Origin of the sequence: Caulobacter endophyticus, assembly GCF_003116815.1 — a bacterium.
GTDB classification, from domain to species: Bacteria; Pseudomonadota; Alphaproteobacteria; order Caulobacterales; family Caulobacteraceae; genus Caulobacter; species Caulobacter endophyticus.
In genome coordinates this window covers 36,220-48,837 of record NZ_QDKQ01000056.1, presented here as the reverse complement: position 1 = coordinate 48,837, position 12,618 = coordinate 36,220, and the positions used below count along the sequence as shown (strand labels likewise).

At 69.6% G+C, this 12,618-nt stretch carries 8 protein-coding genes; 5 read left to right on the top strand and 3 right to left on the bottom strand.

Annotated features, from left to right (window positions below; all coding sequences use genetic code 11):
* The first annotated feature begins 131 nt into the window (after positions 1 to 131).
* The 3 genes from cysT to DDF67_RS15840 are packed head-to-tail and all read left to right on the top strand — an operon-like array spanning position 132 to position 2,881.
* The gene (gene cysT, locus DDF67_RS15850) at positions 132 to 1,001 is read left to right on the top strand and encodes a sulfate ABC transporter permease subunit CysT (RefSeq protein WP_109101827.1); all 870 of its coding nucleotides are present in this window, start codon (positions 132 to 134) and stop codon (positions 999 to 1,001) included.
* Positions 1,001 to 1,843 (top strand): sulfate ABC transporter permease subunit CysW, encoded by an 843-nt coding sequence (cysW, locus tag DDF67_RS15845; protein ID WP_109101826.1) that lies wholly within the window; start codon positions 1,001 to 1,003, stop codon positions 1,841 to 1,843. The genes cysT and cysW overlap by 1 nt, the downstream gene beginning before the upstream one ends.
* 18 nt (positions 1,844 to 1,861) lie before the next feature.
* On the top strand, positions 1,862 to 2,881 hold the full coding sequence (locus DDF67_RS15840) for a sulfate/molybdate ABC transporter ATP-binding protein (protein ID WP_109101825.1): 1,020 nt from the start codon (positions 1,862 to 1,864) through the stop codon (positions 2,879 to 2,881).
* 30 nt (positions 2,882 to 2,911) lie between these two features.
* Here the strand turns inward: DDF67_RS15840 and DDF67_RS15835 are convergent, their stop codons facing one another.
* The 3 genes from DDF67_RS15835 to DDF67_RS15825 are packed head-to-tail and all read right to left on the bottom strand — an operon-like array spanning position 2,912 to position 6,362.
* Positions 2,912 to 3,898 (bottom strand): transglutaminase family protein, encoded by a 987-nt coding sequence (locus tag DDF67_RS15835; protein ID WP_109101824.1) that lies wholly within the window; start codon positions 3,896 to 3,898, stop codon positions 2,912 to 2,914.
* Between the two features lie 2 nt (positions 3,899 to 3,900).
* The gene (locus DDF67_RS15830) at positions 3,901 to 4,842 is read right to left on the bottom strand and encodes an alpha-E domain-containing protein (protein WP_109101823.1); all 942 of its coding nucleotides are present in this window, start codon (positions 4,840 to 4,842) and stop codon (positions 3,901 to 3,903) included.
* Positions 4,839 to 6,362: a circularly permuted type 2 ATP-grasp protein gene (locus DDF67_RS15825; RefSeq protein WP_109101931.1), complete on the bottom strand. Its 1,524-nt coding sequence runs from the start codon at positions 6,360 to 6,362 to the stop codon at positions 4,839 to 4,841. The genes DDF67_RS15830 and DDF67_RS15825 overlap by 4 nt, the downstream gene beginning before the upstream one ends.
* Before the next feature lie 261 nt (positions 6,363 to 6,623).
* Between DDF67_RS15825 and DDF67_RS15820 the strand changes: the two genes are divergently transcribed.
* Positions 6,624 to 8,405 (top strand): autotransporter assembly complex protein TamA, encoded by a 1,782-nt coding sequence (locus tag DDF67_RS15820; RefSeq protein WP_456297804.1) that lies wholly within the window; start codon positions 6,624 to 6,626, stop codon positions 8,403 to 8,405.
* On the top strand, positions 8,402 to 12,574 hold the full coding sequence (locus DDF67_RS15815; RefSeq protein ID WP_109101821.1) for a translocation/assembly module TamB domain-containing protein: 4,173 nt from the start codon (positions 8,402 to 8,404) through the stop codon (positions 12,572 to 12,574). The genes DDF67_RS15820 and DDF67_RS15815 overlap by 4 nt, the downstream gene beginning before the upstream one ends.
* Positions 12,575 to 12,618 lie beyond the last annotated feature (44 nt).

The window sequence follows — 12,618 nt, the reverse complement described above, 5'->3', positions numbered from 1 at the left end:
CAATTGACCCCATCGGCGCAGTGGAGATTTAAGCGCTCCAACTCGGTGCCGCTTCGGCATCGTGGCGCCGCACGCGCGTTTGTTCAATAAAGGCCGCGAGCCGCAGCCGGAAACAGGACGACGATCAGGACATGACCGCCGACTCCCTCGCCGCGCAACGCCCCGCCGCGGCGCGCCGTCCTCTGTTCCGTCGTCGATCCGCGATTCCCGGGTTCGGCCTGACCCTGGGCGTGACGCTGTCGATCCTGTCGCTGGTCGTGCTGATTCCGCTGTCGGCGGTTGCGCTGAAGGCGGCCGAGCTGTCGCCGTCTGAATTCGTGGCCGCCGCCTTTTCCGAGCGCGCCCTGGCCGCCTATCGCCTGACCTTCGGCGCGGCGCTGGTGGCGGCCATCGCCAACGGCGTGTTCGGCGTGCTGACCACCTGGGCGCTGGTGCGCTACGATTTCCCGGGCAAGACCGTCATCAACGCCCTGGTCGACCTGCCGTTCGCCCTGCCCACGGCCGTGGCCGGCATCGCCCTGGCCACCCTCTACGCGCCCAACGGCTGGATCGGCCAGTTCCTGACGCCTCTTGGCATCAAGGCCGCTTATAACCCCGTCGGCGTGACCATCGCGCTGATCTTCATCGGCCTGCCGTTCGTGGTCCGCACGATCGAGCCGGTGATGCGCGACCTGTCGGCCGACGTCGAGGAGGCGTCGGCCAGCCTCGGCGCAGGCCGGCTGCAGACCATCTGGCGGGTTATCCTGCCGGCCCTGGGTCCGGCCTGGCTGACGGGCTTCGCCATGGCCTTCGCCAGAGGGGTGGGCGAGTACGGCTCGGTGATCTTCATCGCCGGCAACATGCCCTACAAGTCCGAGATCGCCCCGCTGCTGATCATCATCCAGCTGGAGCAGTTCCAGTACGCCCAGGCCGCTTCGATCGCGGTGGTCATGCTGGTGGTTTCGTTCGTGATGCTGTTCGTCATCAACGCCATCCAGGCCTTTTCGCGGAGGTTCGTCTGATGGCGCGCGCCCGTCACCCCACCGAGGATCCGACCTGGGTCAAGGCCCTGGTCATCGGCGTCGTCATGGTCTTCCTGGCGCTGGTGCTGATCCTGCCGCTGGTGGCCGTCTTCGCCGAGGCCCTGCGCAAGGGCGTGCATGCGGCCATCGACGCCGTGCTGCACGAGGACGCCCTGGCGGCCGTGAAGCTGACCCTGCTGACGGCGGCTATCGCCGTGCCGTTCAACGCCATCTTCGGCCTGTGCGCCTCATGGGCCGTGGCCAAGCACGATTTCCCGGGCAAGTCGTTCCTGATCACCCTGATCGACCTGCCGTTCTCGGTCTCGCCCGTGGTGGCCGGCCTGATCTACGTGCTGGTGTTCGGCATGCAGGGGTGGCTGGGCGAATGGCTGCTCGACAACGACCTGAAAGTCATCTTCGCGGTGCCCGGCATCGTGCTGGCCACGGTGTTCGTGACCTTCCCGTTCGTCGCCCGTGAACTGATCCCGCTGATGCAGGAGCAGGGCACGAGCGAAGAGGAGGCGGCCATCTCGATGGGCGCCTCGGGCCTCTACACCTTCTGGCGGGTGACCACGCCCAACGTGCGCTGGGGCCTGCTGTACGGCGTGCTGCTGTGCAACGCCCGCGCCATGGGCGAGTTCGGCGCCGTGTCGGTGGTCAGCGGCCACATCCGCGGCCTGACCAACACCATGCCGCTGCACGTCGAGATTCTCTACAACGAGTACGATTTCGTGGGGGCGTTCGCGGTGGCGGCCCTGCTGTGCCTGCTCGCCATCGTCACCCTCGTGCTGAAGACCGCCCTCGAAGTCGCCCAACCGGCCGTGCGCCGGGGCGGACACTAAACGGAACGCGAAGACGCCATGACCATCTCCATCCGTTCCGTCCAGAAGCAGTTCGGCCGCTATCCGGCGCTGAACAACGTCGACCTCGAGATCGCCGATGGCGAGCTGCTGGCGCTGCTGGGGCCTTCTGGCTCGGGCAAGACCACGCTGCTGCGCGCCATCGCGGGCCTGGAATTCCCCGACGCCGGCCAGGTGCTGTTCCACGACAAGGACGTCACCTACGCCTCGGCCGCCGCGCGCCGGGTCGGCTTCGTCTTCCAGCAGTATGCGCTCTTCAAGCACATGACCGTGGCCAAGAACATCGCGTTCGGCCTCGACGTCCGGAAGGGCAAGGACAAGCCGCCGAAGGCCGAGATCGCCAGGCGCGTAGACGAACTGCTGAAGCTGGTCGAGCTGGACGGCCTGGGGGGGCGCTATCCTTCGCAGCTGTCGGGCGGCCAGCGCCAGCGCGTGGCCCTGTCGCGCGCCCTAGCGGTGCAGCCCAGCGTGCTGCTGCTCGACGAGCCGTTCGGCGCCCTGGACGCCACAGTCCGCAAGTCGCTGCGCAAGGAACTGCGCCGCGTGCACGACGCCACGGGCGTGACCACCATCTTCGTCACCCACGACCAGGAAGAGGCCCTGGAACTGGCCGACCGCGTGGCGATCCTCAACAAGGGCCAGATCGAGCAGATCGGCAGTCCGCGCGAGGTGCACGACAACCCAGCCTCGGCCTTCGTCTGCGGCTTCGTCGGCGAATCCAACCGCTTCGAGGGCAGGATCGAGGGCGACAGGTTCGTCTCCGGTCCGCTGGTCCTGCCGGCCCCGAACCTGGCTGATGGGGCGGGCGTGGGCTTCGTGCGGCCGCATGATTTCGTGCTGGCCGATCAGGGCGTCGAGGCCCGCGTCGAGCGCGTCAACGCCCAGGGCGCCCTGGCGCGGGTCGACGCGGTGCTGGCCGACGGAACCCGGATCGAGGTCGCCGCCTCGCGCGCCGACGCCGATCGCTTCACCGGCTCGGTGAAGCTGGAGATCGCCAAGAGCCACGTCTACGGGGCGTGACGAGCCGGGGACCCGTGGGTCCCTGGCCCTCTACTGCTGTTGTTGCTGCTGCTGCTGACGCTGCTGGTCCTGATGGACCGCGGCCGCGTCGCCGCGTCGGCGCGCGCCGAACGAGGCCGGCTTGGCCAGGCGCAGGAATTCCGGCTCGGCCAGGGCCGCCCGGGCGCGCCGAACGGTCACGCCCACCGCCAGGTGGCTCTCGGCGTCGCCCTTGTAGACCCCGCGCGAAGGCGTGACGTCGGCATAGTCGCGGCCCAGGGCCACGGCCACGTGACGCTCGCCCGTCAGGCAGTTGTTGGTCGGATCGAACCCAACCCAGCGCAGGCTCGGCAGGAACACCTCGATCCAGGCGTGGGTGGCGTCCGGGTCCGAGCGGTCGCCGGCGTCGCGGTCAGTGAACAGGTAGCCCGACACGTAGCGCGCCGGCAGGCCCCAGCTGCGGCAGATGGCCAGCATGATGTGGGCGAAGTCCTGGCAGACGCCGCTGCCGGCTTCCAGGGCCAGGTCGATCGGACTGTCGGCGTCGGTGACGCCGGGCTGGTAGCCGAAGGACTGGTAGAGCGTCTCGTTCAACCGCTTCAGGGCCGTCAGCGGATCCTGGCGACGCAGGGCCTCCAGGTCATGCTGGGCGATGAAGGCCTGCAGGCGCTCGGTCGTCTGCACGAAGCCGTGCGGGCGCAGGAAGTCGAAGCATTCGCCGCGCACGAACTCGCTGCGCAGGCGGTCCCATTCGCCAATGTCCAGCTTGTCGGGCAGTTCGGCCGTATGCTCGGTCTCGACCGCCGAGCGGGCGATGATGGTCAGGCGGTCGTGCGGGTGGGGCACGTCGAAGTGATAGACGGCGTTGCCGAAGCTGTCGGGGTAGGAGAACAGCTGGGCGGCGGGATCGACGTCCAGCTCGAAGCTGACCAGCCGCTGGCGCGCGCCTTTCTGGGGCTGCATCCACAGCTCCATCAGGCTTTCGCGGACCGGCCGCTCGTAGTGGTACTGGGTGACGTGGCGGATTTCGAGCAGCATGGTCAGGCCGGCAGACGGAGTTCGAGGGGATAGGCGACGAAGGTCTCGTAGATCGCGTCGTGGATGCGGGCGCACTCGTTGACGACGGTGGTCAGCAGGGCGCCGGCCCCGATGGTCTCGAGCTCGTCCACGTCGGCGTACTGCAGGCGCGCCTTCAGCTTGCCGGCCAGGCGTTCGGGCGCGGCGCGGCCGGCCGCCTCGACGTGGCGGGCCAGGGCCGTCAGGTGCTCCTCGATGCGCGAGGTGGTGAAGCGGATCGAGCGCGGGAAGTCCTCGTCGAAGACCAGGAACTCCAGGATGTGCCGGGGCTCGATCTCGGCGGTGTAGACCCGCAGATACGGTTCCAGGGCGCAGGCCATGCGCAGCAGGCTGACCAGCGCCAGATGGTCGTGGATCTCGCGGCTGGGCGCCTGGGCGAAGCACACTTCCAAGAGGCTGGAGACCAGCTGCGCCCGCTCCAGGTACATGCCCAGCATCATGAAACGCCAGCTTTCGCCATGGCTCATGGTGGCGTCGGCCGCGCCCTTGAACAGGTGCACGTCGGCGATGACGTCGTGCAGGTACGATACCGAATTGTCGGCGAACTCGGCCTCGGCGCCCGGATCGGTAACGCGCAGATAGAGGACGTTGAGCCGCTCCCAGGTCTCGGTGGTGATCTGGTCGCGCACCTGGCGGGCGTTCTCGCGGGCCATGGTCAGGGACGAGACCACCGAGTTGGGGTCGGAGCGGTCGAGCACCAGCGCCCGCGCGGCCTCGAACGGCGAGACCTTGCCCGCGCCGTCGTCGCCGACGGCCGAGAGGGCGATCCACACCGCCTGCATGCCTGAGTCGGTCTGGTCCAGCGTGGCGTTCAGCATCACGCTCGACAGGCGCGAAAGGTGTTCGGCGCGCTCGATATAGCGGCCCAGCCAGTAGAGGCTGTCGGCAACCCGCGCCAGCATCATTGGCCGCTCCCCTTATGGCCGTTGCCGTTGTTGTGGCCGTTCTCCTCGGCCAGCACCCAGGTGTCCTTCGAGCCGCCGCCCTGGCTGGAATTGACCACCAGCGAGCCGCGCTTCAGCGCCACGCGGGTGAGGGCGCCTGGCGTGACGATCGTCTTCTCGCCCGACAGGATGAACGGGCGCAGGTCGACGTGACGCGGCTCGATGCGGCCGTCCACGAGGCAGGGCGCGGTCGACAGCTGGATCGTCGGCTGGGCGATGTAGTTGGCCGGATCGGCCTTCAGGGCCTCGGCGAACTCGGCGCGCTCCTGGGCGCTGGCGTGCGGGCCGACCAGCATGCCGTAGCCGCCTGAGGCGCCCACGGCCTTGACCACCAGCTTGTCGAGATTGTCGAGCACGTGGCTGAGCTGGCTCTTCTCGCGGCAGAGATAGGTCTCGATATTGGGCAGGATCGGATCCTCGCCCAGATAGTAGCGGATGATGTCCGGCACGAAGGCGTAGACGGCCTTGTCGTCGGCCACGCCCGTGCCCGGGGCGTTGCAGATCACCACGTTGCCGGCGCGATAGGCGTTGAACAGGCCCGCGGCGCCCAGTGACGAATCCCGGCGGAAGGTGAGGGGATCGATGAAGTCGTCGTCGACCCGGCGATAGATCACGTCCACCCGGCGCAGGCCCGTGGTGGTGCGCATGTAGACCATGTTGTCGTGGACCACGAGGTCGCGGCCCTCGACCAGCGGCACACCCATCAGGCGGGCGAGATAGGCATGTTCGTAATAGGCGCTGTTGTAGACGCCGGGGGTCAGCACCACGACCTGCGGGTCGGACCGCCAGTCGGCGCTCATGCTCTTCAGCGTGGCCAGCAGCAGGTCGGGATAGCGCTCCACGGGCCGCACGCCGGCCTCGCGATAGGTGCCCGGGAAGGTGCGCTTGGCCGCGTCGCGGTTGGCCAGCATGTAGGAGACGCCCGAGGGGACGCGCAGATTGTCCTCCAGCACGGCGAACTCGCCGTCCTGGCCGCGGATCAGGTCGCTGCCGCAGACATTGGCGTACGACTTGTGCGGCACGTACAGGTTCTGCATCTCGCGCCGGTACGAGGGCGCGCCCAGCACCAGCTCGCGCGGCACCACGCCGTCCATCAGGATCTTCTGTTCGCCGTAGATGTCGGCGAGGAACATGTTCAGCGCCTGCAGGCGCTGGGTCAGGCCCGACTCGATCCGCGCCCATTCGGCCGCGGGGATGATTCTCGGAAAGAGATCGGTGGGGATGATCCGTTCGGTGGCGCTGCCCGCCCCGTAGACGGTGAAGGTGATGCCCTGCAGCAGGAACGAGCGCTCCAGCGTCCTCTGCCGGTCGGCCAGGGCCGAGGCGCCCAGGGTCGCCATCCGCGACTGCAAAGGTGCGTAGTGGGCCCGCACGTCGCCGCCCGCGGCGAACATCTCGTCGTAAGCCACGCCTGGCAGATAGGCCGCGCCCGTCATCGGCAGGGTTGGGGCCTCGTCCAGGCTCTGTATTTTCGCCGCCACGCCGGTGTCCACGCTGATTATCCGTCTCTTGGACCCACGCCGAAGCGGCGCTGGTCGATGGAAACCTAGAACGCCTCGAAAAGGTTCGCGGCGGATTTCGACCTTCGCTCCGCCTTTGCGCATGACTGCCCAGCATTTGGGCGCCGATTGCCAGGGCTGAGAAGTCGAGAACGTTCGCTCCCGCAGCATTTCGCCGGGTGACAGCCGTGAAGCGCCCGACTACACGAGGTTCGGGGGCGCTCCGTGCGGGGACTAGGCTTGGTGCGTAAGACGACAGTCCTGGGCTTGGCCGCCGCTATCGCGGCGGTAGCGGCCCAGGCGCAAGCGGACGAACCATCGGCGACCATCACCGGCGTCGAGGATCGCGCCCTGCGCGAAGCGATCCAGCGCGTCCTCTCCCAGTCAGACGGTCCGCCTGCCAGCCGTTCCGAAGCCCGCCGCCGCGCCCGTGACGCCGCGGACGACGCCGTCGCCGTGCTGCGCGCGGAGGGTTACTACGCCTATGTCGTCGATCCCGACGTCACCGAAACCGACCCGCCGCGCGGCACGGTCAAGGTCACGCCGGGCCAGCTTTTCGTCATAGCCGATCCGCGAATCGACTGGTCGGGTGAGCCGCCGGACGAGGGCGTGCGCGAACGCGCCTTCTCGGTCCTCGGCCTTACCGAGGGGGCCGCCGGACGGGCCGCCGAGATTCTGGGCGCCGAGGGCCGCGCTGTCGCCCAGGTGCAGAAGCTGGGCTACGCCGACGCCATGGCCGATCCGCGCCAGGTGATCGTCGACCACGCCGACCACACCGTCCGCCCGACCTTCGTCATCGCCGCCGGCGACCTTGTAAAGGTCGACGGCGTGGAGCTGTCGACCAAGGGCCGCACCCGGATCGAGTGGCTGCACCGCCTGGCGCCATGGAAGGAAGGCGACGTCTACGATCCGGAAGACATCGCCGAGCTTGAGCGCCGCCTGCGCGACACCGGCGTCTACGACACCGTCTCGGTGGCTCTGGCGCCCAAGGACAAGGCGTTGCCGAGCGGCCTGCGGCCGATCCAGGTCACCCTGGCCGACCGGGCCTCGCGCACGCTGGAGCTTGGCGCGGGCTATTCCACCAGCGAAGGTCCCGGCGTCGACGCCAAGTGGATCCGCTACAATCGCCTGCGCCGCGCCGACACCACGACGATCACCACCCGCATCGCCAAGCTGGAAAAGAGCCTGGAGGGCTCGGTGGCGCTGCCGCATTGGGGGCGTCCGCAGCAGACCCTGAAGCTGACCAGCCGGGTCTTCGCCGACACCACCGACGCCTACGACGAAACCGGCGCCACGCTGAGCGCCGACCTGACGCGCCGCCTGCAGACGACCCGCTACCGCACCTACGGCCTGTCGGTGGACCTGTCGCAGACCAAGGAACTGACCACCGCCAACGGCCTGCCGGTGGGCCAGCGCCTGAACCTGGCCACCTTTACCGCGCTCGGCGCCTATGCCTGGGACTATTCGGACAATATCCTCGATCCGCGCCGTGGCTGGCGGGTGGAGGCCCGGGCCGAGCCCACCGCCATCACCGGCGAGACCAGCTTGGTCTACATTCGCACCCAGGCCCAGGGCTCGGCCTACATCCCGTTCGGCAAGGAAGCCGACACCGTGCTGGCCGGACGCCTGAAGGTTGGCGCGATGCTCGGCGGCACCATGCCCGAAGTGCCGGCCTCGCGGCGCTTCTACTCGGGCGGCGGCGGTTCGGTGCGGGGCTACTCCTACCAGGCCATCGGCCCGCGCCTGGCCGACAACACCCCGCAAGGCGGCCTGTCGCTGGTCGAGGCCTCGCTGGAACTGCGGCGCAAGTTCACCCAGCAGTGGGGAGGCGTGGTCTTCATCGACGCCGGCGCGGTGGGAACCCAGCCGACGCCGAACGCCCAGGACTTCAGCGTCGGCGCGGGCTTCGGCGTCCGCTACGACCTCGGCTTCGGGCCGATCCGCGCCGACATCGCCTTTCCGCTCGAAAAGCGCAAAGGCGACTCGGCATTCCAGATCTATCTCAGCATCGGGCAGAGCTTTTGACCGACGCCGCGCCGCCGCCCGAACCCGTCGAACAAGTCGCCGAAGCCGCGGCCAAGGTCGCGCGCCGCGTCGGCGGCCCCGGCTTGCTGATCATCATCTCTGTGACCCTGGTCGCTATCGTCGCTCTGGTGCTGGGCGTCGTGCGTTATGGCGTGATAACGCCCCAGGGGCGCGCCTTCCTCGAAGCGCGCACCAGCGGCCTGAAGCTGGGCCGCATCGGCACGCTGAAGATCGAGGGCCTGTCGGGCGACATCTGGCGCGACTTCGGCGTCCGCCGCCTGACCATTTCCGACGAGAAGGGCGTCTGGCTCGAAGGGGCCGACCTGCGCGTCGTCTGGAAGCCGCGCGAGCTGTGGTGGCGGCGCTTCCATGCCGAAAACATCGAGGCCCGCCAGGTGATCCTGATGCGCCGCCCGACCCTGGGGCCCAAGGGCAAGTCCGGCGCGGCGCCGATCTCGGCCGACCTCGACGCCTTCAAGCTTCGGCTGGTCACCCGCCCGGCGTTCAGCAACGTCGCCGGCGACTTCGACCTGTCGGGCGCCTACGAGATGGCGCGGGCCGGCGGTCAGGCCGGGCGCCTGTCGGCGGCCAGCCGGCTGCACCCGGGCGACCATCTCGACCTGGTCTTCGACCTGGGGCGCGACAAGTCCCTGCTGCTGACCGCCGTCGGACGCGAAGCCAAGGGCGGCGCCCTCGCCGGAAGCCTCGGCCTCCCGGCCGATCGCCCGTTCATGCTCGACGCCAAGGCAAACGGGACCACAGAGGCCGGCGCCTTCACCATCAAGGCCCAGACTGGCGACGAGGTACCCCTGCGCGCTGGCGGCGCGTGGACCGCGCAGGGCGGTTCGGCAAGCGGTCACGTCGACCTCTCGGCCTCCACCCACACGGACCTCTACGAGCGCATGTTCGGCGCGTCAGTCGACCTCGACGTCATCGGCCGCAAGGCCGGCGCCCTGACCGACCTGTCGTTGGAGCTGCGCGCGCCCAACCTGTCGCTCGACGCGCGCGGTCCGGCCGATCTGGCCAAGCGCCGCACCGCGCCGGAAGGCGTGACCTTCTCGGCGGCGGTGAAGGACCTCTCCAAGATCACCCCCATGCCCAAGATGGGTGCGGCCAAGGCGCAGGGCGTCTTCAAACTCGGCGACGGCGGCTTCTCCGTCGAGGGGCCGGGCGACGTCTCGAATCTCGAACTGTTCGGCTATCGCATTGCCCGGGCCAAGGGGCCGGTCTTTGTCGGCTGGAACAAGGGCGAGCTGACCATCCGCGCCTCGGCTGCCGGCGAAGGCGGGGGCGGCGAGGGCCTGCTGGCCCCGTTGGGCCGGGCGCCCAAGGCCGATTTCGAGGGCGCGCGCCTCAAGGACGGTCGCTTCCTGATCAAGCGCGCCAAGATCGTCGCGCCCAATGTGGTGGTCGAGGGCAGGGGCGAACGCGGCCTGCTGGGCGGCCTGTCGTTCGACGGCACAGCCAAGGTCGCCTCCCTGGCGCCGATCCGTTCGGGCATGAAGGGCTCGGCCTCGATAAAGTGGTCGGCCAGCCAGGCCCGCGACAAGCCCTGGAACTTCAACGCCGAAGCGCGGGGCGCGGGCTTCGCCAGCGGCCTGTCCGAACTCGACCGCCTGCTGGGCGCGGCGCCGCACGTTTCGGCCCGCGCGGCCTGGGACAACGGCAAGCTTTCGGTCGCTGACGGTAAGCTGGACGGCGCGGCCGCTCGCGCGCGCACCTCGGGCGTCATGAACCCCGGCGGCGCCCTGGCCTTCAAGCTCGACTGGTCGGCTGAGGGGCCGTTCGGCGCAGGCCCCGTCGAGGTTTCGGGCAAGGCTTCGGGAACGGGCGCGATCACCGGCACGCTGACCGCGCCGCGCGCCGACCTGCAGGCGGCCTTCGACAGCATCGACCTTCCGCGTCTGCCTCTCAAGGACGCCAGGCTGGCCCTGACCTTCGCCAGGCGCGCCGACGGCGCTGACGGTACGGCCGCCCTGGAGGCGACGAGCCAGTACGGCCCAGCCCGCGCCAAGACGGCCTTCAGCTTCGCGCCGGGCGGCCTGGAGCTTTCCGGCCTCGACGTCGACGCCGGCGGGCTCAAGGCCGGCGGCGCGGCCTCGCTGCGCAACGGCCGTCCGGCCACCGCTGACCTGATCGTCAACGTGGGCCCCGGCGCCTTCCTCGCCCAGGGCTCGGTGCGTGGCTCGGTGAAGATCGTCGACGCCGCCGGCGGGCCGACCGCGACCCTCGACCTGGCCGCGCAGGACGTCACCGGCGGCGCCTGGAAGATCCGCAACGCCGCCATCAAGGCCTCGGGACCGATGGCCCGTCTACCGCTGACGCTGGATGCCAGGGGCGACGGCCCGTCCGGCCGCTGGCGCCTGGGCGGGACCGGCCTGCTGACCGAGCAACCCGAGGACTACCTGCTGACCCTGGACGCCAGGGGCCGCATGGCCCGCACCGAAATCTCGACCCGAGAGACCGCCCAGATCCGTCTTGGCGGCCCGCGCACGACGGGCAAGGTGCGGTTGAACCTTGGCGACGGACGCGCCGACCTCGACCTCGACGTCGGCGGCGATCTGGCCAATCTTCGCGCGGACCTCGTGGGCGTCAGCCTGACGGCGCTCAATCCCGATCTTACCGGCCGCATCGACGCCCGCGTCTCCATGCGCGGGCAGGGCGCAGCGTTGGACGGCGAGCTCGACGCCAACCTCTCCGGCGCCCGCGAGCGCGGCGCCAAGGCCGAGCAGTCGCTGGACGCCACCATCCACGGCGATCTGCGCGACAGGGTGATGACCATCCGCGCCAGCGGCAGCAACCCGCAGGGCCTGAAGGCCGAAGCGGACCTGACCCTGCCGACCGAAGCGTCCGCCAAGCCGTTCCGCCTGGCCATCGACCGGACGCGCGCCGTTCAGGGGCGCTTCCTGGCCCAGGGCGAGATCAAGCCGTTGTGGGACCTTCTGATCGGTCCCGAACGGGGGCTGTCGGGCAAGATCGACGCCGAGGGCGCGCTGGCCGGCACCCTGGCCGATCCGCGCCTGGTCGGCCGCGCCTCGCTTTCGGGCGGACGGTTCGAGGATGGCCAGACGGGCCTGCGCCTGCAGAACGTGGCGATCACCGCCAACCTCGCCGACAACGCCATCGACGTCAGCCAGGCCCAAGCCGGCGACGGCCGCGGCGGCACGGCCTCGGGCGCAGGCCGCATCAGCCTGGCGCGCGACGGCGTGGGCAGCTTCCGCCTGGACATGAAGAACTTCCAGGTCATCGACAACGAATTGGCCAAGGCCCAGGCCACCGGCCAGACCACGATCAACCGCGCCGCCGACGGCAAGGTGAAGCTGTCGGGCGCCCTGACCATCGACCGTGCCGACGTCTCGGCCCAGTCCAAGACCCCCGCCGGCGTTGTCTCTATGGACGTGATCGAGCGCAATCGCCCGCAGGACCTGGTGCAGGGCGTCGAGGTGCAGGCTCGCAAACCGAACTCGGGCATGGCGCTGGACGTCACCCTGAAGGCGCCGCGCCGGATCTTCGTGAAGGGCAGGGGCCTGGACGTCGAACTGTCGCTGGACGCCCATGTCGGCGGCACCACCGCAAGCCCCGTGCTGGACGGCGTCGCCCGCGTGGTGCGCGGCGAGTACGACTTCGCCGGCAAGCGCTTCGAGTTCGACGACGACGGGGTGGTGCGTCTGGCCACCCAGTTGGACCGCATCCGCCTCGATTTGACCGCGACCCGGGAGGACGACGCCCTGACGGCGATCATCCAGGTCAAGGGCACGGCCGCAAAGCCGGAGATCACCCTGACCTCCAAGCCTGAACTGCCGCAGGACGAGGTGCTGTCGCAGGTGCTGTTCGGGTCGTCGGCGGCCCAGCTGTCGCCGATCGAGGCGGCGCAGCTGGCTTCGGCTCTCGCGTCGCTTGCCGGCGGCGGCGGCTTCGACGTGATCGGCAATCTGAGAAGCTTCGCGCGGCTCGACCGCCTGGCCTTCGCCGAGAGCAGCACGGGCATGACCGTGGCTGGCGGCAAGTACGTCACCGACGATGTCTACGTCGAAATCATCGGCGGCGGTCGTGAGGGGCCGGCGGCGCAGGTCGAATGGCGCATACGCCGGGCCCTGTCGCTGGTCTCGCGCCTCGGCGGCGACGGCGACGCCAAGCTTTCCGTGAAATGGCGAAAGGACTACAGGTAGAGAGCGCCAGGGCAAGGCTGTTGCGCGGCCGCCCGGTTTCCCCG